The 25,142-nt window shown below is 59.5% G+C and carries 22 protein-coding genes; 15 read left to right on the top strand and 7 right to left on the bottom strand.

All coding sequences use genetic code 11. The features are described from left to right. Positions 1-99: 99 nt before the first annotated feature. The 3 genes from prs to lolB form a co-directional block, all read right to left on the bottom strand. Positions 100-1,047 (bottom strand): ribose-phosphate diphosphokinase, encoded by a 948-nt coding sequence (prs, locus tag IYV58_RS16385; protein ID WP_004103157.1) that lies wholly within the window; start codon positions 1,045-1,047, stop codon positions 100-102. Positions 1,048-1,229: 182 nt separating this feature from the next. After that, on the bottom strand, positions 1,230-2,078 hold the full coding sequence (ispE, locus tag IYV58_RS16380) for a 4-(cytidine 5'-diphospho)-2-C-methyl-D-erythritol kinase (RefSeq protein WP_176690174.1): 849 nt from the start codon (positions 2,076-2,078) through the stop codon (positions 1,230-1,232). After that, positions 2,078-2,689 (bottom strand): lipoprotein insertase outer membrane protein LolB, encoded by a 612-nt coding sequence (lolB, locus tag IYV58_RS16375; RefSeq protein WP_004103154.1) that lies wholly within the window; start codon positions 2,687-2,689, stop codon positions 2,078-2,080. Before lolB ends, ispE begins: the two co-directional genes overlap by 1 nt. 273 nt (positions 2,690-2,962) lie before the next feature. Here lolB and hemA point away from each other — a divergent pair, with 273 nt between their 5' ends. The 6 genes from hemA (at position 2,963) to kdsA (ending at position 8,491) form a co-directional block, all read left to right on the top strand. Beyond that, positions 2,963-4,219 (top strand): glutamyl-tRNA reductase, encoded by a 1,257-nt coding sequence (hemA, locus tag IYV58_RS16370; RefSeq protein WP_004121817.1) that lies wholly within the window; start codon positions 2,963-2,965, stop codon positions 4,217-4,219. Positions 4,220-4,262: 43 nt separating this feature from the next. After that, positions 4,263-5,345, top strand: coding sequence for a peptide chain release factor 1 (gene prfA / locus IYV58_RS16365; protein WP_004851884.1), 1,083 nt, complete (start codon positions 4,263-4,265; stop codon positions 5,343-5,345). Then, complete coding sequence (gene prmC / locus IYV58_RS16360; protein ID WP_142469092.1) at positions 5,345-6,184, top strand: peptide chain release factor N(5)-glutamine methyltransferase; 840 nt, start codon at positions 5,345-5,347, stop codon at positions 6,182-6,184. Before prfA ends, prmC begins: the two co-directional genes overlap by 1 nt. Beyond that, positions 6,181-6,573: an invasion regulator SirB2 gene (gene sirB2 / locus IYV58_RS16355; RefSeq protein WP_004121807.1), complete on the top strand. Its 393-nt coding sequence runs from the start codon at positions 6,181-6,183 to the stop codon at positions 6,571-6,573. The genes prmC and sirB2 overlap by 4 nt, the downstream gene beginning before the upstream one ends. Positions 6,574-6,576: 3 nt before the next feature. Further along, positions 6,577-7,389, top strand: coding sequence for an invasion regulator SirB1 (gene sirB1, locus IYV58_RS16350; RefSeq protein ID WP_004121806.1), 813 nt, complete (start codon positions 6,577-6,579; stop codon positions 7,387-7,389). Between the two features lie 247 nt (positions 7,390-7,636). Next, entirely contained in the window at positions 7,637-8,491 is an 855-nt protein-coding gene (gene kdsA, locus IYV58_RS16345) for a 3-deoxy-8-phosphooctulonate synthase (RefSeq protein WP_004851877.1), read from the top strand. 90 nt (positions 8,492-8,581) lie between these two features. Here the strand turns inward: kdsA and chaA are convergent, their stop codons facing one another. Beyond that, complete coding sequence (gene chaA, locus IYV58_RS16340; protein WP_004121802.1) at positions 8,582-9,682, bottom strand: sodium-potassium/proton antiporter ChaA; 1,101 nt, start codon at positions 9,680-9,682, stop codon at positions 8,582-8,584. Positions 9,683-9,947: 265 nt separating this feature from the next. On the opposite strand from chaA, the gene chaB reads away from it, so the two are divergent. Then, positions 9,948-10,178 carry a putative cation transport regulator ChaB gene (chaB, locus tag IYV58_RS16335; RefSeq protein ID WP_004121799.1) on the top strand — a complete coding sequence of 77 codons (231 nt, stop codon included), beginning with the start codon at positions 9,948-9,950 and terminating at the stop codon, positions 10,176-10,178. 150 nt (positions 10,179-10,328) lie between these two features. Beyond that, a complete protein-coding gene (locus IYV58_RS16330) occupies positions 10,329-11,009 on the top strand; it encodes a gamma-glutamylcyclotransferase (RefSeq protein ID WP_004121796.1) in 681 nt (226 codons plus the stop codon). Positions 11,010-11,044: 35 nt separating this feature from the next. Here the strand turns inward: IYV58_RS16330 and IYV58_RS16325 are convergent, their stop codons facing one another. After that, complete coding sequence (locus tag IYV58_RS16325) at positions 11,045-11,287, bottom strand: DUF1883 domain-containing protein (protein ID WP_002910387.1); 243 nt, start codon at positions 11,285-11,287, stop codon at positions 11,045-11,047. A gap of 238 nt (positions 11,288-11,525) precedes the next feature. Then, the gene (locus tag IYV58_RS16320; protein ID WP_142446621.1) at positions 11,526-11,879 is read right to left on the bottom strand and encodes a DsrE/DsrF/TusD sulfur relay family protein; all 354 of its coding nucleotides are present in this window, start codon (positions 11,877-11,879) and stop codon (positions 11,526-11,528) included. 68 nt (positions 11,880-11,947) lie between these two features. Between IYV58_RS16320 and nasR the strand changes: the two genes are divergently transcribed. The 7 genes from nasR (at position 11,948) to IYV58_RS16285 (ending at position 24,490) form a co-directional block, all read left to right on the top strand. After that, on the top strand, positions 11,948-13,138 hold the full coding sequence (nasR, locus tag IYV58_RS16315) for a nitrate regulatory protein NasR (protein ID WP_087828965.1): 1,191 nt from the start codon (positions 11,948-11,950) through the stop codon (positions 13,136-13,138). A gap of 248 nt (positions 13,139-13,386) precedes the next feature. Further along, positions 13,387-14,643, top strand: a complete 1,257-nt coding sequence (locus IYV58_RS16310) for a CmpA/NrtA family ABC transporter substrate-binding protein (RefSeq protein WP_049122879.1) — start codon at positions 13,387-13,389, stop codon at positions 14,641-14,643. Position 14,644: 1 nt separating this feature from the next. Then, the gene (ntrB, locus tag IYV58_RS16305; protein WP_004121776.1) at positions 14,645-15,529 is read left to right on the top strand and encodes a nitrate ABC transporter permease; all 885 of its coding nucleotides are present in this window, start codon (positions 14,645-14,647) and stop codon (positions 15,527-15,529) included. Positions 15,530-15,539: 10 nt separating this feature from the next. Beyond that, entirely contained in the window at positions 15,540-16,328 is a 789-nt protein-coding gene (locus tag IYV58_RS16300) for an ABC transporter ATP-binding protein (protein ID WP_004121766.1), read from the top strand. A 9-nt stretch (positions 16,329-16,337) separates the two neighbouring features. Then, a complete protein-coding gene (gene nirB / locus IYV58_RS16295; protein ID WP_142445602.1) occupies positions 16,338-20,408 on the top strand; it encodes a nitrite reductase large subunit NirB in 4,071 nt (1,356 codons plus the stop codon). Next, positions 20,408-23,008, top strand: coding sequence for a nitrate reductase (locus tag IYV58_RS16290; RefSeq protein WP_195729139.1), 2,601 nt, complete (start codon positions 20,408-20,410; stop codon positions 23,006-23,008). Before nirB ends, IYV58_RS16290 begins: the two co-directional genes overlap by 1 nt. Before the next feature lie 162 nt (positions 23,009-23,170). Continuing rightward, positions 23,171-24,490, top strand: a complete 1,320-nt coding sequence (locus tag IYV58_RS16285) for a YchO/YchP family invasin (RefSeq protein WP_142445660.1) — start codon at positions 23,171-23,173, stop codon at positions 24,488-24,490. Here IYV58_RS16285 and narL read toward each other — a convergent pair. Continuing rightward, on the bottom strand, positions 24,487-25,137 hold the full coding sequence (gene narL, locus IYV58_RS16280; RefSeq protein WP_004121757.1) for a two-component system response regulator NarL: 651 nt from the start codon (positions 25,135-25,137) through the stop codon (positions 24,487-24,489). The genes IYV58_RS16285 and narL overlap by 4 nt on opposite strands. Positions 25,138-25,142 lie beyond the last annotated feature (5 nt).

Here is a 25,142-nt window from a genome sequence, read left to right as displayed (position 1 = left end):
ATTCACTTGCCGCCATGACGCATGCCGAATGATTTTGTGGAGAATAAAAGGTTTAGAGACAAAAAAACCCGCCGCAGCGGGTTTTTGTGCCGGGCTCGATTAATGTTCGAACATAGCAGAGATAGATTCTTCGTTGCTGATACGACGAATCGCTTCGGCCAGCATACCAGACAGCGTCAGGGTACGGACTTTTTCCAGCGCTTTGATTTCCGGCGTCAGCGGAATAGTATCGCAGACGACGAATTCGTCAATCACTGAGTTCTTGATGTTCTGGATAGCATTGCCGGAGAAGATCGGGTGCGTCGCGTAGGCGAATACGCGTTTAGCGCCGCGCTCTTTCAGCGCTTCAGCCGCTTTACACAGGGTGCCGCCGGTATCGATCATATCGTCAACCATTACGCAGTCGCGACCGGCGACGTCACCGATGATGTGCATCACCTGAGAAACGTTAGCGCGCGGACGGCGTTTGTCGATGATAGCCATATCGGTATCGTTCAGCAGCTTGGCGATAGCGCGAGCGCGAACTACGCCGCCGATGTCCGGAGAAACCACGATAGGGTTGTCCAGGTTCAGCTGCAGCATGTCTTCCAGCAGGATCGGGCTGCCGAATACGTTATCAACCGGAACGTCAAAGAAGCCCTGAATTTGTTCTGCGTGCAGGTCAACGGTCAGAACGCGGTCGACGCCGACGCTGGACAGGAAGTCAGCAACCACTTTCGCGGTGATAGGCACACGAGCAGAACGAACACGACGGTCCTGGCGAGCATAACCGAAGTAAGGGATAACAGCGGTGATACGACCTGCCGAAGCACGACGCAGAGCATCAACCATAACAACCAGTTCCATCAGGTTGTCGTTGGTGGGAGCACAAGTGGACTGGATGATGAAAATATCACCACCGCGTACGTTTTCATTGATTTGTACGCTGACTTCACCGTCGCTAAAACGACCTACGGCGGCGTCGCCAAGAGAAGTGTACAGGCGGTTGGCAATACGTTGTGCTAGTTCCGGGGTGGCGTTACCAGCAAAAAGCTTCATATCAGGCACGAGAAGAACCTCAGGCATGCGTCCAGTGGTGGATGAAATGGGCCAAAAACTGTGCGGGTGGGCACGATTTCATCCAGGCGGTGTATTAAAGAGCCCGATGCAACGTCTGGAACAGGGTGACGTTGTCACCGTAACTCAGTTTCCCCGGCGTTTTCGCCAAATTTGCTATAGTTTAGCAGAACTTAGCGCAGCGCCTGCTTGAGCGGAGAGATGTTAACACCTCGCGCCACGAAGCCATGCAGCCATGCCGGGGCTTTTTCAAGCACCTGACGAGCGGCGGATTCAGTGTCAAATTCAGCAAATACACATGCACCGGTGCCAGTCAGGCGCGACGGCGCATATTCTAACAGCCAGGAAAGCGCCGCATCAACCTCACGAAAACGTTTTCTTGCGATAACCTCGCAATCATTGCCGAATTTACATTTTAATAACGTATTAATTGACCTGACCGGGGTATCGCGCGGCAGTTGCGGATCGCGAAAAATGATCGGCGTTGGAATGCTGACTCCCGGATGCGCTACCAGATACCATTTTTCCTCCGGTTCGGCCGGGGTCAGAATTTCCCCAATACCTTCGGCAAAGGCCGCGTGACCGCGAACGAACACCGGCACGTCGGCGCCCAGCTGCAGACCCAAAGCCGCCAGCTGATCTTCCGAGAGATGGCAGCCCCATAAGTGATTCAGCGCCACCAGAACGGTTGCGGCGTTGGACGAGCCGCCGCCGAGGCCGCCGCCCATCGGCAGCACCTTGTCGATGCTGATATCGGCGCCGCTGCCCGGGGGAAGCGTCCCGGCCTGCGCTGCGGCCTGCATTAATAGCCTGGCCGCGCGGATGATCAGGTTCTCTTCATCCGGCACGCCTTCAACCGGCGTCAGCAGACGCAGTTGACCGTCATCGCGCGGTTCAATCGTCAGCGTGTCGCCATAATCCAGAAACTGAAACAGCGTCTGCAGCGTGTGGTAACCGTCGGCGCGCCGCCCGGTAATGTACAAAAACAGGTTCAGCTTTGCGGGAGAGGGCCAGCGGGTCATCATTTCACAATCCAGTTATCCATTTTCAGCTTGATGCGCTGGCTGCCGTCGTTAAGCTCCATATTGGCCGGCAGCGACGGTTTTGTGTCGGAGGTGTAACCGCCCCAGGTGACGTGCCAGGTCTTGCCGTTTTGCGTGTAATTCAGTTCGCGCAGGCGGTACTGGTCATCAAGCGAGTAGTCGGTGGCTTCGCCAGGCAGGCCAATAATCCACTGGCGCAGGCTATTGAGCGGAATCGGCATGCCGGTCAGCCGACCAATCATCTCTTCGGCATCGGTCGCCGTGTAGGTCTGTCCTTTATTATCAATCAGCTGCACGTTGCCCGGCTGGGCGGTTAACGACAGCTCGGTGCTACCGAGCGGGTTAGTCAGCAGCAGGCGATAGCGGTCCTGGCCGGTTTGCTGCCAGAAGAAGCGGGCATACACCTTTTGCTCATCCGAAAGATAAGCGAAAGCGCCGCGCGTCTGAAACTGATTGAGATTGCGGACATCTTGCTGGTGCTGACGCCACTGTGGAGAATCCGGGCTTTTACCCGGCCCTTTCGGAGCATTAATCGCACAGGCGGTCAGGACGAGGCTTGCCAGCGGCAACAGGCGGAACAGTCGATTCATAATGATGACAAATCCTTGATGTCTACAGTGAAATGCGGCAAATGAGAGTAACAGCTGGCCGATTTGTGTAGCGGGTTACAATAATAACCATTAATGCTAGCGTTGCCGGGCGGTAGCGTCTACGTTCAAGTTGTCTGAAATCAAAAAATTACCGTTAATGGCTATTACAGATTAGCTATTACTCCAAAAGGGGAGCCTCTCTTTTATTGATTACGCGCATCCTGTATGATGCCTGCAGACTAACCTTAGCAACGCTGGTACTACTCCCTCACAATGACGCTTTTAGCTCTTGGCATTAACCACAAAACAGCTCCTGTAGCGCTGCGAGAACGCGTAACGTTTTCGCCGGACACGCTCGACCAGGCGCTGGAGAGCTTGCTGGCTCAGCCAATGGTGCAGGGCGGGGTGGTGCTGTCGACCTGTAACCGCACGGAACTCTACCTCAGCGTCGAAGAGCAGGATAACCTTCAGGAAGTTCTTATCCGCTGGCTGTGCGATTACCACGGCTTAAATGAAGACGATCTGCGCAAAAGCCTCTACTGGCATCAGGACAACGATGCGGTCAGCCATCTGATGCGCGTCGCCAGCGGTCTTGATTCGCTGGTGCTGGGCGAGCCGCAGATCCTCGGGCAGGTAAAAAAAGCCTTTGCTGATTCCAGCCGCGGGCATCTTAACGTCAGCGAGCTGGAGCGCATGTTCCAGAAGTCGTTCTCAGTGGCCAAACGCGTGCGTACCGAAACCGATATCGGCGCCAGCGCGGTCTCCGTGGCCTTTGCCGCCTGTACTCTGGCGCGGCAAATCTTTGAATCCCTCTCCAGCGTTACCGTGCTGCTGGTTGGGGCCGGTGAAACCATTGAGCTGGTGGCCCGCCATCTGCGCGAGCATAAGGTGCGCAAAATGGTGATTGCCAACCGCACCCGCGAGCGCGCTCAGGCGCTGGCCGATGAGGTTGGCGCGGAGGTGATCGCCCTGAGCGACATCGACGAGCGGCTTAAAGAAGCGGATATCATTATTAGTTCTACCGCCAGCCCGCTGCCGATTATCGGTAAAGGGATGGTGGAGCGTGCGCTGAAGGCGCGCCGCAACCAGCCGATGCTGCTGGTCGATATTGCCGTTCCGCGCGATGTCGAACCGGAGGTTGGCAAACTGGCGAACGCCTATCTCTACAGCGTTGACGATCTGCAAAACATCATTCAGCACAACCTGGCGCAGCGTAAAGCCGCGGCGGTGCAGGCAGAAACCATTGTTGAGCAGGAAGCCAGCGAATTTATGGCCTGGCTGCGCGCCCAGAGCGCCAGCGAGACTATCCGCGAATATCGCTCCCAGGCCGATCAGGTCCGCGAGGAGCTGACGGCTAAAGCGCTGGCGGCGCTCAATCAGGGCGGCGATGCGCAGGAAATTATGCAGGATCTGGCGCGCAAGCTGACTAACCGCCTGATCCACTCGCCAACCAAATCTCTTCAGCAGGCCGCCCGTGACGGGGATGATGAACGCCTGCATATTCTGCGCAACAGCCTCGGGCTGGAATAGCGCACCTTTCTCTCTTTTTTTAGGACAGGGTGAATTCACGCCTATGAAGCCTTCTATTGTTGCCAAACTGGAAGCCCTTTACGAACGCCATGAGGAAGTTCAGGCGCTACTCGGCGATGCCGCGACTATCGCCGATCAGGATAAGTTTCGCGCGTTATCCCGCGAATACGCGCAGCTGAGCGACGTCGCCCGCTGCTATACCGACTGGCGCCAGCTGCAGGATGATATCGAAGCCGCGCAGATGATGCTCGATGACCCGGAAATGCGCGAAATGGCGCAGGAAGAGCTGCGCGAAGCGAAAGAGAAGGGTGAACAGATGGAGCAGCAGCTGCAGGTTCTGCTGCTGCCTAAAGACCCGGACGACGAGCGTAACGCGTTTGTTGAAGTTCGCGCCGGTACCGGCGGCGATGAAGCGGCGCTGTTCGCGGGCGATCTGTTCCGTATGTACAGCCGTTACGCGGAATCGCGCCGTTGGCGCGTGGAAATCATGAGCGCCAACGAAGGCGAGCACGGCGGCTTTAAAGAAGTGATCGCCAAAATCAGCGGCGACGGCGTTTATGGTCGGCTGAAGTTCGAATCCGGCGGCCATCGCGTACAGCGCGTACCGGCCACCGAATCCCAGGGACGTATTCATACCTCCGCCTGCACCGTGGCGGTGATGCCAGAGTTGCCGGAAGCCGAAATGCCGGACATCAACCCGAGCGATCTGCGCATCGATACCTTCCGTTCCTCCGGCGCGGGCGGTCAGCACGTTAACACCACTGACTCGGCGATCCGTATTACTCACCTGCCGACCGGCATTGTCGTCGAGTGTCAGGACGAACGTTCTCAGCACAAAAACAAAGCGAAAGCGCTGTCGGTGCTTGGCGCGCGCATCCGCGCCGCCGAAGTCTCCAGGCGCCAGCAGGCGGAAGCTTCCGAGCGTCGTAACCTGCTGGGCAGCGGCGATCGCAGCGATCGTAACCGCACCTATAACTTTCCGCAGGGCCGCGTGACCGATCACCGCATCAACCTGACGCTCTACCGTCTGGACGAAGCGATGGAAGGCAAACTGGATATGCTGATTGAGCCGATCGTTCAGGAATATCAGGCCGATCAGCTGGCCGCCCTTTCCGAGCAGGAATGATGACTTTTCAGCAGTGGCTGATCCAGGCTATCGCCCGCCTGAGCCAAAGTGAAAGCCCGCGCCGGGATGCCGAAATCCTGCTGGGTCACGTGACCGGCAGAGCGCGAACCTATATTCTCGCCTTTGGCGAAACGGCGCTGACCGCGGCGCAGGCCGCAGAGCTGGAAACGCTACTCAGCCGTCGCGCCAGGGGCGAACCGGTAGCTCACCTGGTGGGCCAGCGCGAATTCTGGTCGCTGCCGCTGTTCGTCTCTCCCGCGACGTTGATCCCGCGTCCGGATACCGAGTGCCTGGTTGAACAGGCGCTGGCGCGCTTACCCGGTGAGCCGTGCCGCATTCTCGATCTCGGCACCGGCACCGGCGCGCTCGCTCTGGCGCTGGCCAGCGAACGCCCGGACTGCCGCGTCACCGCCGTCGACGTGATGCCCGATGCGGTCGCGCTGGCCGCGCGCAACGTTGAACATCTCGCTATGCCTAACGTTAGCGTGCTGCAAAGCGACTGGTTTAGCGCGCTCGCCGGGCAGCAGTTCGACATCATCGTCAGCAATCCGCCCTATATCGACGAAACTGACCCGCATCTGGCGCAGGGCGATGTCCGCTTTGAGCCGAAAACGGCGCTGGTCGCCGCCGATGGTGGTCTGGCCGATCTGGCGCATATCATCCGCGAAGGCCGCCGCTATCTTGCTGCCGGCGGCGTGATGCTGCTGGAACATGGCTGGACGCAGGGCCTGGCGGTGCGGGAGCTCTTTCGCGAGGCGGGTTATGGTAATATTGCCACCTGCCGCGATTATGGAGACAACGAGCGCCTGACGCTCGGGCATTATCAGGGAGAGGTATGAATCTGTTTAACGCGGTACTGTATTTGCATATCGCCTGCGTAGTGGTCTCGGTCAGCCTATTCGTGCTGCGCTACTGGTGGAGCTGGAGCGGGAACCGCCTGCTCGACCAGCGCTGGGTCCGCATTGCGCCGCACTGTAGCGATACGCTGCTGTTTCTCAGCGGCGCGGGATTAATGGCAATAACGCACTATCTGCCGTTTACCGAAGAGGGTACATGGCTGACTGAGAAGCTGTTTGGCGTTATCATTTATATCGCATTGGGATTTATCGCGCTGGGCCGTCGTCGCTCGCGCAGTCAGCAGAGCCGGTTTGTCGCCTTTCTGCTGGCCCTGGTGGTGTTGTTTATCATTATTCAACTCGCCATCACAAGAATACCGTTATTGGGGTAAGGCATGAGGTCGTTAGCTGATTTCGAATTTAATAAAGCGCCGTTATGTGACGGCATGGTCCTCATTTCTGAATTAATCCGCGACGATTTTCCGACGCACTATGTGCAGGATGAGCTGGAGCGGCTGCTGGCCCTGGCGCAGGAGGAGATTGCCTCTTCCTGGGACCAGGAACGTCAGATAGAGCGTCTGCTGGAGCTGTTCTATCACGACTGGGGCTTCAGCGATTCACGCGGCGTTTACCGTCTGTCCGATGTGCTCTGGCTTGATAAGGTCCTCAACAACCGTCAGGGTAGCGCGGTGTCGTTAGGCGCAATCCTGCTGTGGATCGCTCAGCGTCTGGCGCTGCCGGTGGTTCCGGTTATTTTCCCGACCCAGATGCTGCTGCGCGCCGATCCGCAAGAGAGCGAAGAGATGTGGCTCATTAATCCGTTTAACGGCGAAACGCTGAACGAGCATATGCTGGAAGTGTGGCTGAAGGGTAATATTAGCCCGGTCGCCGAGCTGTTTAACGAAGATCTCGACGAAGCCGATAACGCGGAAGTGATCCGTAAGCTGCTCGACACCCTGAAATCGGCGCTGATGGAAGAGCGGCAGATGGAGCTGGCGTTACGCACCAGCGAAGCGCTGCTGCAGTTCAACCCGGAAGATCCGTACGAAATTCGCGATCGCGGGCTGATATACGCCCAGCTCGATTGCGATCACGTGGCGTTGCAGGACCTCAGTTACTTCGTTGAACAGTGCCCGGAGGATCCCATTAGCGAGATGATCCGCGCGCAGATCAACACCATTTCGCACAAACAAATTACTTTGCATTAAAGCCAATCCCAGCAGGCGCTCCTGGCGCAGCCAGTTTGGACACGGACAGCGCTTCGATCCCGGAGCGTACACGTAGTACGTGAGGATTGACTCGCGACGCTCGCCCTCCGGGCCGCCCTGAAGGGCGTTCAAAATACTTTCGTATTTTGTCGAGCACTGCCCAGGTCCAAAATGGCAAGCAAAATAGTCCTGATTGGATAGGCTTTAGTCTGAAACCATTCCGGTTACACCCTGATAAGGCGAACTTATGAAACAAAAAGTGGTTAGCATTGGTGATATCAACGTAGCAAACGACCTGCCATTCGTGCTGTTTGGTGGCATGAACGTGCTCGAATCCCGCGACCTTGCGATGCGTATCTGCGAACACTACGTGACCGTCACGCAGAAGCTGGGTATTCCTTACGTGTTTAAAGCCTCTTTTGATAAAGCTAACCGGTCTTCCATCCACTCCTATCGCGGGCCGGGGCTGGAAGAAGGGATGAAGATTTTTCAGGAGCTGAAGCAGACTTTCGGCGTGAAAATCATCACCGACGTTCACGAAGCCAGCCAGGCTCAGCCGGTGGCTGACGTGGTTGACGTTATTCAGTTGCCAGCGTTCCTCGCCCGCCAGACCGACCTGGTTGAAGCGATGGCGAAAACTGGCGCGGTGATCAACGTGAAAAAACCGCAGTTCGTGAGCCCGGGCCAGATGGGCAATATCGTCGATAAGTTCATCGAAGGCGGCAATGACAAAGTCATTCTTTGCGATCGCGGCGCGAACTTCGGCTACGATAACCTGGTGGTCGACATGCTGGGCTTCGGGGTGATGAAAAAAGCCTCCAATAACTCACCGGTTATCTTCGACGTTACCCACGCTCTGCAGTGCCGCGACCCGTTTGGCGCCGCGTCCGGCGGACGCCGCGCGCAGGTTGCCGAGCTGGCGCGCGCCGGGATGGCGGTGGGTATCGCTGGCCTGTTTATTGAAGCGCACCCGGATCCGGAACACGCGAAATGCGACGGTCCGTCCGCGCTGCCGCTGGATAAACTGGAGCCGTTCCTCAAGCAGATGAAAGCCATCGACGATCTGGTCAAAGGTTTTGATGAGCTGGATACCAGCAAGTAACCGCGCCTGAAATGACAAAAGCCTGCCCGTTGCAAAACCGGCAGGCTTTTTTTATCTCCCCGGCAGAGGTATACGCCGCCGGGGGGAGGCTCAGGCAAAAATGGTCATCAGGTAGGCGGCGAACAGCGCCAGGTGCGCCGCGCCGTTCAGCACGTTGGTGCGCCCGGTAGAGAACGAAATCTGGCACAGCAGCAGGGAGGCAACCATCACCACCATTTCCGGCGCGCCAAGGCCAAAGCGCAGTTCATTGCCGGTGAGGAAGGCGATAAGCGTTACTACCGGCACCGTCAGAGAAATAGTGGCCAGCACGGAGCCGAAGAACAGGTTCATCGCCCGCTGGACCTGATTGTTCAATACCGCTTTCAGCGCGCCAAGGCCTTCCGGAGAGAGGATCAGCAGCGCGACCAGGAAACCGGTAAAGGCCACGGGGGCGTTCATGCTGGTCAGCAACGTCTCAAGCGGATTAGCGTTCATTTTGGTTACGGCGATTACCGCAACCAGGTGTACCAGCAGCCAGGCGGTATGCCACTTGCTGCTATGCGCCGACGGTTTTCCGTGGTGCGGGTCATCGTCGTCGCCGTCATCTTCATGCTCGTAAACAAACAGGCTCTGGTGTGTTTTAGTTTGAATTAGCAGGAACACGCCGTACATGGCGGCGGAAATCAGCGCAACCAGCAGCGCCTGGCCGGTGGTGAAGTTAGCCCCGGGCAGCGCCATTGGGAAGACCAGCACGATAATCGCCAGTGGAAAAAGGGCGATCAGGTACTGTTTAAGGCCGAACAGATTCATATACTGGGTGGCGAATTTGCGCCCGCCCAACAATAAAGAAAAACCTACCAACCCGCCGGTGACAATCATGATGATTGAATAAAGCGTATCTCGCATCAGGGTCGGCGCGGCGTCGCCGGTGGCCATTAATGCGGAAATCAGGCTGACTTCGAGTATAACCACTGAAAGGCTTAAAATTAATGAGCCGTAGGGTTCGCCAAGGCGGTGCGCCAGAACGTCGGCGTGGCGAACAACGCTGAACGCGCTGCTCAGAATCCCGACCAGCGCCAGGATATTAATGGCAACGACCACTGGCAGTGACTGGCTGCTTCCCCAGAAAAACAGCACCGCCAGCGCCAGAACCGGAAAGGCGAGAGTGGTCTCCTTGTGGCGGGTTTTCACCGCCTCATGTGCATCGGTCATGAATTATCTCCAGGTATGCAGGTGTTATAATTATAGATACTGTAAGTTAATAAAATAACAGACATTGCGCGGACTATTTTGTTTTTTTACTTAAATTTACTACTCTGGCTCTATAAAAGTGGTAGATTGCCATAAAATGCGGTTACTATTTTTTTGTATTTATTATTCAGATAATTACTAAAACATCTTTCTCATTTATCTGTCGCCTTGCCAGCCGATTGAACCTCTACCAGACTCACTATTCACCCTTAAACCGGAGGTTGCCATGCCCTATAGCAACAAAAGTGAATTGCCCGACAGCGTTCAGCACGTTCTCCCCGCGCATGCCCAGGAGATTTACAAGGAAGCCTTTAACAGCGCCTGGGAACAGTATAAGCATAAAGAAGACCGACGCGATGACGCCACCCGTGAAGAGACGGCGCACAAAGTCGCCTGGGCGGCGGTGAAAAATGAGTACCAAAAAGGCGATGATGATAAGTGGCATAAGAAGAAGTAATCGCTCATGATACGCTCTCTGCTGCCTGAACCCTTGCCCGCGGCTCGTTCATTGCTTATTGTCGAATAAAGCTGGATAATAATTCGGCAATACTTCACGGATGGCACCAGATCATCGCCGGGAAGCGGGCAGTGGCGGAGGTAGTAGAAAGTGTTAACTCGTGATTTCTTACTGAATGCGGATTGTAAAACAGCGTTTGGCGCTATTGAGGAATCGCTTCTTTGGTCGGCAGAGCAGCGGGCAGCTTCTTTAGCGGCGACCCTGGCCTGTCGTCCGGACGATGGCTCGGTGTGGATCTTTGGCTACGGTTCGCTGATGTGGAACCCGGCGCTGGAGTATCGTGAATCCTGTACCGGTACCCTACCGGGCTGGCACCGCGCGTTTTGCCTGAGGCTCACCGCCGGGCGCGGTAGCGCAACTCAGCCTGGCCGTATGCTGGCGTTAAAAGAGGGCGGGCGTACCACCGGCGTCGCCTATCGCTTGCCTGATGAAACCCTGGAAGAAGAGCTGACCCTGTTGTGGAAGCGGGAGATGATCACCGGCTGCTACCTGCCGACCTGGTGCAAGCTGGATCTGGACGATGGCCGCACCGTCAACGCATTAGTTTTTATTATGGACCCGCGCCATCCGCTGTTTGAAGCCGATACCAGCGCGCAGGTCATTGCGCCGCTAATTGCACGCGCCAGCGGGCCGCTTGGCACCAACGCTCAGTATCTGTTCTCGCTCGATCAAGAGCTGCGGAAGCTCGGTATGCATGATGCCTGCCTCGACGATTTAGTCGGCAAGGTGCGTCATCTGCTAGGGGAAAGCAGCCAGCCCGGGCTGGCTTAAGAGTAGATCGCCCGGGTTTCCCCGGGCGTTTGCTATCAGGCGGGAACGTAGCTTATCGAGTGCTCCAGCGACTGGCTGTGGCTGTCGATAAGAACGTTCCAGGTGCCGCTGTAAGGCACGGTCAGATACGCGCTATCTCTGTCCTGTACGCTCAGAATATCCGCATGACTATCGCCAGGCACTTTGGCGCTCATCAGGTGAATGTGGCAGCGTTCGGAACAACGTACCACCAACGTATCACCGCCAAACAACGTTAAACTTGCTTTTACCATTGCCATTTAATCTTAACCCCGTTTCTGTCTACAGCATCCTGCCAGCCCATTAATCCGCGTGATATTGTTCACACTTTGCTCTGTGCATAACACCAAAGGGGAGGGAGGCGGATGCTGATTTTGATCAAAAAAAAGAATAAAGATTAAACAAAAATGACGTTGTTCCTGAAAGCTTTCAGCTGGCATTGTTTTCGGTCACTAAACGCCGCCAGCTTGATATTTAATCCCGTTGAACGGGACATATTTAGAAGGTCAGGACTTTATCTGCCGCCAGCGTCCACTGCGCCAGCTCGACGAGGGTACCAATCTCCACGCCGTCAATCAGCGGCAGCGCGCCGACTCCCCGGCCATCGGCGCAGGTTTTACACAGCTTCACCGGCACGTTTTGCGCGGTGAGGATCTCCATCATCTGCTGAATGTTGTAGCCTTCCGCAGGCTTCTGGCCGCGCAGGCCGGCGGTCACCGCATCGGACATTAAAAACAGCTTCAGTTCGAGGTCTGCCTGCTGCTCGCGCAGGGCGATAGCCAGGCGCAGGCTATTAAACAGGGATTCACTGCCGTAGGCGGCACCGTTCGCGATAATCACAATACGTTGCATAAGGACTCCTTCTATAAGGCACGGTTATTGCTTGGCTGAAGTATAAAGCGTTAAGCCGGGAGAGGGGTATGAATAATATGGCGAGCAATCCGCCAGAGGTGGTCGACTGGTTTGCGCGCGCGCGTCGCTTACAGAAGCAGCAGCTGCACCAGCTGGCGCAGCAGGGGGCGCTGGCAGGACAGATAAGCGCGCTGGTGCATATGCTGCAGTGCGAGCGCGGCGCGTCAAATATCTGGCTGTGCTCGGGCGGTAGACTGTATGCGGCGGAGTGCCGGGCGGGCGCGGCGCTGGTCGATGAGCAGATCACGCGGTTTTATGCGGCACTGGAGCCTGCACGCGATGCCGCCAGCAGCGCGCTATGTTGGCGCATTGCCTGCGCGGTGTGGTATCTGCCCCAGCTTGCGGCGCTGCGTAAACGCGTGCGTGACCGGGAGATTGCCGCCGAAGAGGCCACCGGGCAGTTTAGCCGCATTATCCGCCACCTGTTGAATATCATTCCGCAGCTCAACGACAGCATCGACGATCCGCAAATCGCCGGACGCATGGTTGCGCTTTACAGCTTTATGCAGGGAAAAGAGCTGGCTGGTCAGGAGCGCGCGCTGGGCGCGCTGGGCTTTGCCCGCGGGCAGTTCAGCGACGATCTGCGTCAGCAGCTGGTGGACCGCATCGACGGCCAGCAGCCCTGTTTCGACAGTTTTCAGGCCCTGGCCCAACCGCCGCAAACCGCCCTGTTCGCTGAACAGTGCCAGGCCAGCCTGGAGATTGAACAGCTACGGCGGATTGCCTGCACCCGTCAGCCGCCGGCGGACGAGGGAGAAACGGCGCTGCGCTGGTTTTGCGCTCAGACTCAGCGCCTCGAACAGCTGCGCGGCGTGGAAGAGCTGCTGATCGCTGATTTGCTTAATGCGGCGGACGCGCTGCTCGAGGGCGAAGCGCCGGAGGCTCAGCTGCCGCCCGCTGACTGGCAGGAGGAGAGTATTGCCCTGCGGCTGGATAAGCAGCTGTTGCCGCTGGTGCGCCAGCAGGCCCATGAGCTGCAGCAGCTCTCCGGCCAGCTTGCATCATTAAAAGATGCGCTTGAAGAGCGCAAGCTCATTGAAAAGGCCAAAAGCGTGCTGATGACCCACCAGGGAATGCAGGAGGAGCAGGCCTGGCAGGCGCTGCGTAAAATGGCGATGGACAAGAATCAGCGCATGGTTGAGATAGCCCGCGCGCTGCTGACGGTGAAGTCGCTATGGCGCGTAACCCCAAAGGAGTAGATGCACAATCAGCGGGCATTTATTGCCAGCCGACGGTGCATTTTTCGCTTTAAACGCGCCCGGGTAGTGAGCCAGGGCGCGTGAAATGGACTTCTGCAAAACTGGCATTAGCTTTGCATTAGATAAAATGAGTGAATAAAAGGTTTTGGGCAGCGCGCCAATGGCGGCGCGTATGTCCAGGGATAAAGGCGTCCAGCGGTGCGTAAGCACCGCCGGGCGCTTTTTTTTTGCGCGTTTCTGGAGTGGTTATGGGCGATAAGTTTTCGATTTCACGGCGGCGTTTATTACAGGCGGGGGCGGCGCTGGGCGGCGCGATGCTGCTCCCCGGCCTAATGCAGGCGGCGTGGGCGGCAGGGTCGGATAAACCAGAACAGACCACCGTGCGGGTGGGGTTTATTCCGCTAACCGACTGCGCTCCCTTAGCCATTGCCTCCCTGAAGGGGTTTGATAAAAAGCACGGTATTACCCTCGTGCCGAGCAAAGAGGCCAGCTGGGCGGCGGTGCGCGACAAGCTGGTCGCCGGAGAGCTCGATGCGGCGCACATTCTGTACGGCATGCTCTACGGCCTCGAGCTGGGTATCGCCAGTAAACCGCAGGCGATGGCCAACCTGATGACCCTTAACCGCAACGGCCAGGCGATTACGCTCTCCAGCGAGCTGCAGGAACAGGGTGTCACCGACCTGAGCGGACTAAAAAAACGGATCGGCCAGCAAGCGCCGGGCAGCTACACCTTCGCCCACACCTTTCCCACTGGTACCCACGCGATGTGGCTTTACTACTGGCTGGCGAGCGGCGGAATTAATCCCTTTGAGGATGTGCGCACCGTGGTAGTGCCGCCGCCGCAAATGGTGATGAACATGCGTATCGGCAATATGAGCGGCTTTTGCGTCGGCGAGCCGTGGAACGCGCGCGCCATTAACGATCGTATCGGCTTCACCGCCGCCACTTCTCAGGATATCTGGCCGGAGCACCCGGAAAAAATTCTCGGCACCCGCAGCGAATGGGTTACGCGTCATCCAAACACCGCGCGCGCGCTGGTGGCGGCGCTGATGGAGGCCCAGCGCTGGATTGAAGCCTCCGCCGACAACACCCGCGAAACGGCGCGTCTCCTTGCCAGACGCGCATGGCTGAACACCAAAGAGCAGTACCTCACCGGACGCATGCTCGGCGAATACGACAACGGTATCGGCCGCCGCTGGCAGGACGCGCACCCGATGCGCTTCTATGAACAGGGGGAAGTGAGTTTTCCGTGGCTCTCGGACGGCATGTGGTTTTTGACCCAGTTCCGCCGTTGGGGATTGCTGAAGTCGGCGCCGGATTATCTGGCGGTGGCCCAGCGCATTAACCGGATTGACGTCTGGAAAGAGGCCGCCCAGGCGGTCGGCGGCATCAGCGCGCCGACGCAGGCGATGCGCAGCAGTACGCTGATCGATGGCAAGGTCTGGAATGGGGTCGATCCGGAAGGTTACGCCCGCAGTTTCGCGATTCAACGTAAGGGGGCATGAGATGAAACACGCATATAAACCGCAACCGCCGGCCAGCGCCGATAAAGCGCCCGGCGAAATCATTACCCTGCCGCCGCTGCAGGTGCGCAAAACCACGCCTCCGCTCAGCCGCTGGCTGCGCGATGTTACCCAGCGTCTTCTGCCGCCGCTGCTCGGGCTGGGATTACTGCTGCTGGGCTGGCAGCTGGCGGCGATGAACAGCAAAGGTTTCCCGACCCCGCTTAGCACCCTGGATTCGGCGTTGACCATTTTTGCCGATCCGTTTTATCAGGACGGGCCCAACGATATGGGCATCGGCTGGAACGTGCTGGCGTCGTTGCAGCGGGTGGCGGTGGGATTTGGACTTGCCGCGCTGGCGGGAATTCCGCTCGGCTTCCTGATTGGCCGCTCGCTGTTTTTCGCCCGGATGTTTAACCCGCTTATCGCACTGCTGCGCCCGGTGAGCCCGCTGGCCTGGCTGCCCATCGGTCTGCTGCTGTTCCAGAAAGCGGAACCGGCCTCCAGCTGGACCATTTTTATCTGCTCGATCTGGCCGATGGTGATTAACACCGCCGAGGGCGTGCGGCGTATTCCTGAGGATTACCTCAACGTCGCCCGGGTGCTGCAGCTTTCCGAATGGACGGTGATGCGCAAGATCCTCTTTCCGGCGGTATTGCCGGCGGTGCTGACCGGGGTTCGTCTCTCCATCGGTATCGCCTGGCTGGTGATTGTCGCCGCCGAAATGCTCACCGGCGGCTTAGGGATCGGCTTCTGGATCTGGAACGAGTGGAACAACCTCAACGTCGAAAACATCATCATCGCCATCGTCATTATCGGCGTGGTCGGGCTGCTGCTGGAACAGGGGCTAATGCTGCTCGCCCGTCGTTTTAGCTGGCAGGAAAAATAAGGAGTCGCAGATGAAACCATTAATTCAGGTCCAGGGCGTCAGCCAGCGTTTTAACACCGCCAGCGGCGAATTCCTGGCATTGCAGAACGTCTCCTTCGACATCTATGAAGGGGAAACCATCAGCCTGATCGGCCACTCCGGCTGCGGTAAATCAACCCTGCTGAATCTGATAGCCGGGATAGCCCTGCCGACGGAAGGCGGCCTGCTGTGCGACAACCGCGAAATCGCCGGGCCGGGGCCGGAACGCGCGGTGGTGTTTCAGAACCACTCCCTGCTGCCGTGGCTGACCTGCTTTGACAACGTGGCGCTGGCGGTGGACCAGGTCTTTCGCCGCAGCATGAGCAAAGGCGAGCGCCAGGAGTGGATTGAACACAACCTCGAGCGGGTACAGATGGGCCACGCCCTGCACAAGCGTCCGGGGGAGATCTCCGGTGGGATGAAGCAGCGCGTTGGCATTGCCAGGGCGCTGGCGATGAAACCGAAAGTGTTGCTGCTGGATGAACCCTTTGGCGCCCTTGATGCCCTGACGCGGGCGCATTTACAGGACGCGGTGATGCAGATCCAGCAATCATTGAATACCACCATCGTCATGATTACCCATGATGTGGATGAGGCGGTGCTGCTTTCCGATCGGGTGCTGATGATGACCAACGGACCGGCGGCGACGGTCGGGGAGATCCTCGACGTCAATCTGCCGCGACCGCGCAATCGCGTGCAGCTGGCGGACGACAGCCGCTATCACCATCTGCGCCAGCAGATCCTGCACTTCCTCTATGAAAAACAGCCGAAAGCGGCATAGGGGGCGGCGATGACGCGGCAACTGGTGATTATCGGCAATGGCATGGCGGCCACGCGTCTGGCGCAGGCGCTGGTGGAGCGGGATGCGCGGCGGTTTAGCATCACCATTATCGGCGATGAACCTTGCCAGGCCTATAACCGCATTCAGCTGTCGCCGGTGCTTGGCGCGGAGAAAACCGCAGGCGCGACGCGACTGCTGCCCGCAGAGTGGTATTCGCAACAGAACGTCACGGTACGTGCCGGTGAAACGGTTACGGCGGTGGATATGGCGGCGCGTACGCTGCAAACCAGCGCAGGCGAACTTGGCTGGGATGAACTGGTGTTTGCCACAGGTTCGCTACCGTTTCTGCCGCCGCTGCCGGGCATCACGCTGCCGCACGTTTTTGCTTTCCGCACCCTGGCGGACGTTGAGGGCATCCTGGCCATCGACGGCCCGGCGGTGGTTATCGGCGGCGGCATTCTCGGTGTGGAGGCCGCCGCGGCGCTACGCCGTCATGGTGACAGTGTCACTTTACTGCACCGCGGAAACTGGCTGATGGAGCAGCAGACTGATGCCTTTGCTGGCGAACAGCTGCAAATACTGCTCGCCGAGCGTGGGATCGGCTGCGTGATGGAGAGCCGTATCGCCGCCATTGATGAACGTCAGGTACTGCTGGAGGACGGGCGCGCGTTTGCCGCCTCGCGGGTGGTACTGGCGACCGGCGTGCAGCCGAACAAAGGGCTGGCCGAGCGCAGCGGGCTGGCGTGCGGTCGCGGAATTCTCGTCGATCGCCGGCTGGCAACCGCGCAGCCGGGGGTTAGCGCCCTCGGCGAGTGTTGTGAAATCGACGGTCAGACCTGGGGGCTGGTGGCGCCGTGCCTGCGTCAGGCGGAGGTGCTGGCGGATCGCCTGTGCGCGATCCCTGGCGAGGATTTCAGCTGGCAGGATAGCGGCACCCGCCTGAAGGTCACCGGCATTGAACTGTTCAGCGCCGGCGCGCTGCGGGCCGATGAGCAGGATGACGTATATACCAGTTGGGATCCGCTGGACCGCCACTACCGTCGCCTGCTGCTGCGCGACGGCAAGCTGCGCGGCGTACTGCTGCTCGGTGATTGCAGCAGCGCCGCGCCCCTGACCGCTCTGCTGGGGGCGCATGCGCCAGCGCCGGCAGAGTGGCTCTTCAATCCCTCTTCAACGATGCAGCCGCGCGCTGCGGGACAAACGACGATGACAAAACCTGTATTAGTGCTGGTCGGACACGGTATGGTCGGCCACCATTTTCTTGAGCAATGCGTCAGCCGTGACCTTCACCAACAGTACCGGATTGTGGTGTTCTGCGAGGAGCGCTATGCCGCCTACGACCGGGTTCATCTGACGGAATATTTCGCCGGACGCAGCGCGGAATCGCTGTCGCTGGTGGAAGGGGATTTTTTTACTCAGCACGGTATTGAGCTGCGCCTGAGCGAATCGGTCGCCAGCATCGACCGCGAAGCGCGGGTGGTGCGCGATGCCTTCGGCCACGAAACCCACTGGGATAAGCTGGTGCTGGCGACGGGCTCTTACCCGTTTGTTCCGCCGGTGCCGGGCCATAATCTTGAGGGCTGTTTTGTTTACCGTACGCTGGACGACCTCGACCAGATTGCCGCCCGCGCCGCAACCGCCCAACGGGGCGTGGTGATCGGCGGCGGCCTGCTCGGGCTGGAAGCGGCCAACGCGCTGAAGCAACTGGGGCTGGAAACTCACGTTGTCGAGTTTGCGCCGAACCTGATGGCGGTGCAGCTGGACAACGGCGGCGCGGCGATGCTGCGGGAAAAAATTAGCGAGCTGGGCGTCGGAGTGCATACCAGCAAGGCGACGACGGAAATTGTTCGCAATGAGCAGGGGCTGCAGCTGAACTTCGCCGACGGCAGCTCGCTGGCGACCGATATGCTGGTGTTCTCCGCCGGTATTCGCCCGCAGGACGCGCTGGCGCGCAGCGGCGGACTGAGCGTAGGCGAACGCGGCGGGATTTGCATCGATAACCAGTGCCGTACCTCCGACCCGGACGTGCTGGCGATCGGCGAATGCGCCTTGTGGGACAACAAAATTTATGGTCTGGTGGCGCCAGGCTATCAGATGGCGCGCGCCGCGGCGGCTACCCTGGCGGGCGAAGCGGGCAGCTTTAGCGGCGCGGATATGAGCACTAAGCTGAAGCTGCTTGGCGTTGATGTCGCCTCGTTCGGCGACGCCCAGGGGCGTACCCCGGGGTGTCAGAGCTATCAGTGGACTCACGGGCCGCAGCAGATCTACAAAAAAATCGTGGTCAGCGCGGATGGCAAAAACCTGCTCGGCGGAGTGCTGGTCGGGGATGCCAGCGACTACGCCACGCTGCTACAGATGATGCTTAACGGGATGGCTTTACCCAAACACCCGGAAAGCCTGATCCTTCCAGCGCTGGAGGGTGCCGCGCCGAAGGCGCTCGGGGTCGCGGCGCTGCCGGACGGCGCGCAGATTTGCTCCTGTCACAACGTCAGCAAAGGCGATATCTGCCAGGCGGTGAGCGGCGGCGCGGGCGACATGGCGGCGATAAAAAGCTGCACCAAAGCGGCGACCGGCTGCGGCGGCTGTAGCGCGCTGGTGAAACAGGTGATGGAGTACCAGCTTGCCGAGCAGGGCGTCGAAGTCAAAAAGGATATCTGCGAGCACTTTCCGTGGTCGCGCCAGGAGATCTATCACCTGGTACGCGTCAACCATATCCGCACCTTCGAACAGCTGATTGCCCGTTATGGACACGGCCACGGCTGTGAGGTCTGTAAACCTCTGGTGGCTTCGGTGCTGGCCTCCTGTTGGAATGAATATCTGCTGAAGCCGGCGCATCTGCCGCTTCAGGACACCAACGATCGCTACTTCGCCAATATACAGAAAGACGGCACCTATTCGGTGGTACCGCGCATGGCGGCAGGAGAGGTGACGCCCGACGGTCTGATTGCGATCGGCCAGATCGCCAAACGCTATCAGCTGTACAGTAAAGTGACCGGCGGTCAGCGTATCGACCTGTTCGGCGCGCGCCTGGAGCAGCTCCCGGCAATCTGGCGCGAGCTGGCCGAGGCGGGATTTGAAACCGGCCACGCCTACGGCAAATCCCTGCGGACGGTGAAATCCTGCGTCGGTTCGACCTGGTGCCGCTACGGCGTCCAGGATTCCACCGGCCTGGCGGTCACCCTCGAACATCGCTACAAGGGGCTGCGCGCGCCGCACAAAATTAAAATGGCCGTCTCCGGCTGTACCCGTGAATGCGCGGAAGCCCAGGGGAAAGATATTGGGGTTATCGCCACGGAGAAGGGATGGAACCTGTACGTTTGCGGTAACGGTGGCATGAAACCGCGCCATGCCGACCTGTTCGCCAGCGATCTTGATGAAGCCACGCTTATCCGCAGTATTGACCGGCTGCTGATGTTCTACATTCGTACCGCCGATCGCCTGCAGCGCACCAGTACCTGGATGGATAACCTTGAAGGCGGGGTCGACTATCTGCGCGAGGTAATCCTCGAAGACAGCCTTGGCATCGGCGAAGAGCTGGAGCAGGAGATGATGCGGGTGGTCGAGAGCTACCAGTGTGAATGGCAAACCACCCTTAACGATCCGCAGCGGCTGGCGCTGTTCCGCTCCTACGTGAACAGCGATGAACCGGACGAAACCGTACAGCGGCAAACCCTGCGCGGCCAGCCGCAGCTGGCCCCCTTCGCGGCGCAGGGCGAACCGACGCTGCCGTCCCGCCCGTGGCAGGTTATTTGCGATCTCGACGCCATCCCGCAGCAGGCGGGGATTGGCGCGCGGCTCGGCGAGCGGCAGATTGCGCTGTTCCGCTTTGGCGATCAGGTGTATGCCCTTGATAACCTTGAGCCAGGCAGCGAGGCCAACGTTCTGTCGCGCGGTCTGCTTGGCGATGCGGGCGGCGAGCCGATCGTGATTTCGCCTCTGTATAAGCAGCGTATCCGTCTGCGCGATGGCCGCCAGTGCGACGGCAGCGAACAGGCGGTGCGCGCCTGGCCGGTTAAAGTGGAGAACGGCAAGGTGTGGGTTGGCAACCAGCAGCTGCTGGCGCGCGCGGAGGCCTCTTGATGACGGAAACCAGAACCACATGCCCCTATTGCGGAGTTGGCTGCGGGGTTATCGCCAGTAGGGGACCTTACGGTCAGGTTACCGTGCGCGGCGATGAGCAGCACCCGGCAAACTTTGGCCGCCTGTGCGTTAAGGGAGCGGCGCTGGGCGAAACCGTCGGCCTGGAGGGGCGAATGTTATTCCCGGAAGTCGACGGCGAACGCGCGACCTGGCCGCAGGCGCTGGCGGCGGCAGGTTCGCGCCTGCGGGAGATTCTCGATCGGCACGGGCCGCAGGCGGTGGCGTTTTACGCCTCCGGCCAGTTGCTGACCGAGGACTACTACGCGGCGAATAAGCTGATGAAGGGGTTTATCGGCGCGGCGAATATCGATACCAATTCGCGGCTGTGTATGTCTTCAGCGGTGACCGGCTACAAACGGGCGCTGGGCGCTGATGTGGTGCCGTGCAGCTATGAGGACGTGGAAAACAGCGATCTGGTGGTGCTGGTCGGGTCAAACGCCGCCTGGGCGCATCCGGTGCTTTATCAGCGGCTGGCGCAGGCGAAGCGCGACAATCCGCAGATGCGGGTAGTGGTCATCGATCCGCGTCGGACCGCCACCTGCGATATCGCTGACCGACATCTGGCGCTGGCCCCCGGCAGCGACGGCGGGCTCTTTGTCGGCCTGCTGAACGCCATTGCCGCCAGCGGCGTCATCAGCGACGATTTTAGTGATGCCCAGCGGGCGCTGGCCATCGCCCAGGACTGGGACCTCGACAAAGTGGCGCAGTTCTGCGGCCTGCCGCGACAACAGATCGCCGATTTCTACCGCGAGTTTATCGCCGCCCCGCGCGCCATCACGCTCTATACCATGGGAATCAATCAATCCGCCAGCGGCAGCGATAAATGTAACGCTATCATCAACGTACACCTGGCCTGCGGTAAATACGGGCGTCCGGGCTGCGGACCGTTTTCGCTAACTGGTCAACCCAACGCCATGGGGGGGCGCGAAGTGGGCGGCCTGGCGACCATGCTGGCGGCGCATATGAACTTTGAACCCGATGATTTACGGCGCCTGGCGCGATTCTGGGGCAGCGAACGTCTGGCGCAAACGCCGGGGCTGACGGCGGTGGATCTGTTCGCCGCCATTGGCCGCGGCGAGGTAAAAGCGGTGTGGATTATGGGCACCAATCCGGTGGTGTCGCTGCCGGACAGCCACGCGGTAAGCGAAGCGCTGGCGCGGTGTCCGCTGGTCATCGTTTCCGACGTCGCCGCCGCTACCGATACCGGACGCTTCGCCCATATCCGTTTTCCCGCGCTGGCGTGGGGAGAGAAGAGCGGCACGGTGACCAACTCCGAACGGCGGATCTCCCGCCAGCGTGCTTTCATGCCGCCGCCGGGAGAGGCCAGGGCCGACTGGTGGATCGTCGCCCGCGTGGCCGAGGCGCTGGGCTTCGGTTCCGCCTTTGCCTGGCAGCATCCGCACGAGGTGTTCAGCGAACACGCCGCGCTTTCAGGATATGAAAACGATGGCCAGCGGGCGTTTGATATCGGCGGACTGGCGGATCTTAGCCGCGAAGCGTGGGATGCGCTGGAACCGGTGCGCTGGCCGGTGAGCCGCAGTGAAGCAGCCTGGAGTGTGCATAAGGGCTGGCATCGCGACGGTAAACTGCGGATGGTGCCGGTCGCACCGCAACCTACCCGGGCGACCACCGATACGTTCTATCCGCTGATCCTCAACAGCGGGCGGATTCGCGATCAGTGGCACACCATGACCCGCACCGGCGCGGTGCCGCGTCTGATGCAGCATATTAACGAGCCGGTGGTAGAGGTCGCGCCGGCGGACGCGGAGCGCTATCACCTGCTGGAAGGCGAACTGGCGCGGGTCCGCTCACCGAATGGGGTGATGGTAGCAAAAGTGACGATCGGTGACGGTCAGCGGCCCGGATCGCTGTTTGTGCCGATGCACTGGAATAATCAGTTTGCTCGCCAGGGACGGGTGAATAACCTGCTGACGGCGGTCACCGACCCGCACTCCGGGCAGCCGGAAAGTAAACAGACGGCGGTGGCGATAGCCGCCTGGTTGCCGGCGTGGAAAGGCGAGCTTTTTTCACGCCAACCGGTTCCGCTCCCCGCTTCGCTGCACTGGCGGCGGCGGGCGGCGCAGGGCATTATCCATCTTTCGCTGGCGGGGGATATCCGCTCCCGCGACTGGCTGGTGGAGTGGTGCCAGCAGCAGGGATGGCAGATGCAGGTAGCCGAGGGCGGCAAGGTCTGGAACCTGTTGGCGTGGCGGGAGGGAGAGCTGATGCTCGGCTGGTGGAGCGACGCCAGCGAGCCGCCTATCGATGCCGAATGGATTTACGCCGCGTTTCACGTCCCGCCGCAGAACGCCGCCCAGCGCCACGCGTTATTGAGCGGCAGAAAGGGCGGCGATGAGATGCCGCGCGGGCGTATTATTTGTAGCTGCTTTAGCGTGGGCGAACGGGCGATAGGCGAAGCTATCGCCGGCGGCTGCCGTACGCCCGGCGCGCTGGGGGTGAAACTGAAATGCGGCACCAACTGCGGCTCCTGCATCCCGGAACTGAAAGCGCTGCTGGCGGCGAAGCTGGCGCAGGCCTGAGATTCAGCATATTCCTGGAATCGTCCTCAGGGCTGCGGGGGAGCGCAAAAAACGATAAACTCATATTTTGCCGCCACCACTTCGTGAGTAGATGTAACCGATTTGAGCTCTCTGCCGTTCCGCGTAACCCCGTTTTTACCGCTTCTCCTGCTGCTGACAGGCATGCCCGCCCGCGCGCTGCAGGATAACCAGGCATTCTCTAAGGGTCCTGAGACCTTACCCGACCTCGGCCTCGCGCCGCAGGTGGATGACGACGCAAAGCACTTTGCCGAGATGGCGAAAAAATTTGGCGAAGCCAGTATGAGCGATAACGGGCTGACAACCAGCGAACAGGCGCGAGTATTTGCCATCGGTAAGCTGGGGAACGAGGTCAGCCACCAGCTGGAGAACTGGCTTTCGCCGTGGGGCAACGCCAACGTCGATCTGCTGGTCGATAAAGAGGGAAATTTTACCGGCAGTAAGGGGAGCTGGTTTGTCCCGTTGCAGGATAACGGCGACTACCTTACCTGGAATCAGTACTCGGTCACCCAGCGGGATACGGGGCTGGTCGGCAATATTGGTCTCGGGCAGCGCTGGCGGATGGGCTCCTGGCTGCTGGGCTACAACTCTTTCTACGATAAAGCCCTGGACGATCGCATGGCGCGCGGCAGCGTCGGGGCCGAAGCCTGGGGCGAGTCGCTGCGCCTGTCGGCAAACTACTACCAACCGCTCGGCGGCTGGCAGCAGGGGAGTAGCCTGACCCAGCAGCAGCGCATGGCGAACGGCTACGATGTGACCGCCCAGGCGCGGCTGCCGTTTTATCAGCACATTAATACCAGCGTCAGCGTGGAGCAGTATTTTGGCGATAGCGTCGATTTGTTCCATTCGGGTACCGGCTACCACAACCCGGTCGCGGTGTCGGTGGGGCTGAATTACACTCCCGTTCCGCTGGTGACGGTGACGGCTAAGCATAAGCAGGGCGAGAGCGGCGTCAGCCAAAATGATGTCGGGCTGAAGCTGAACTATCGCTTCGGCGTCCCGCTGAAGCAGCAGCTGGCGGCCGATGAAGTCGCCGTTAGCCGATCGCTTCGCGGCAGCCGCTACGACAGCCCGGAACGCGATAACCTGCCGGTAGTTGAATATCGCCAGCGTAAAACGCTGTCGGTTTATCTGGCGACGCCGCCCTGGGATCTTCAGCCGGGGGAGACGGTGCAGCTAAAACTACAGATTCGTAGCCTGCACGGCATTAAGTCGCTGAGCTGGCAGGGGGATACCCAGGCGCTAAGCCTGACCTCGCCGATTGAAGCCAACAGTACGGACGGCTGGACCGTGATTATGCCGCGCTGGAGCAGCGAAGCCGGGGCGAGCAACCGCTGGCATCTTTCGCTGGTGGTGGAGGATAAAACGGGTCAGCGCGTCTCATCCAATGAGATCGCACTGGCGCTGACGGAGCCGTTGGTACACGTACCGGCCGAGGGCGTTTCGTGGCCGCAACAGCCCTAGAATACCCGTTCCTGATGGACCCAAACCGCCGCTTCCACGCGCGATTTTAGCTTCATTTTCTTCAGCATATGCTTAACGTGCACTTTGACGGTGCTTTCGGTGATATCCAGACGGCGGGCGATCATTTTATTCGGCAGGCCCTGGGCAATCAGCTTGAGAATGTCGCGCTCGCGCGGGGTCAGCTGGCTGATGTCGCGGTCCGAGGTGGCGCGATTGGCGCGCAGGCTGGCCGCCAGTACCGGGGTTAACGCTTCGCTAAGCACCATTTCGCCCGCCGCCGCCTGCTGCAGCGCTTTCAGCAGATCTTCCGGTTCCATATCCTTCAGCAGATAGCCGTCGGCGCCGCGTTTCAGGGCGGTCACCACATCTTCTTCATGATTGGAAACGCTAAATACCACCACGCGGCCGGAAAGCGTCTTCTCGCGCAGCTTGTCGAGGGTTTCCAGACCGTTCATGCCCGGCATATTGAGATCCAGCAGAATTAAATCCGGATCTAAGGCTTCCGCCATCGCAATACCCTGCTCGCCGTTGCTGGCTTCACCGATCACCTGGATATCCGGTGCCATGCTGATCAGCTGTTTGACGCCGGTGCGCAGCATGGGGTGGTCGTCGATGAGAAGGATGGTTGCCCGTTCCTGTTGACTCATGGAGT

The organism is Klebsiella sp. BDA134-6, assembly GCF_015601345.1.
GTDB classification, from domain to species: domain Bacteria; phylum Pseudomonadota; class Gammaproteobacteria; order Enterobacterales; family Enterobacteriaceae; genus Klebsiella; species Klebsiella grimontii.
The sequence above is the reverse complement of the archived record's forward strand: the minus strand, read 5'-3'. Positions and strand labels throughout refer to the sequence as shown.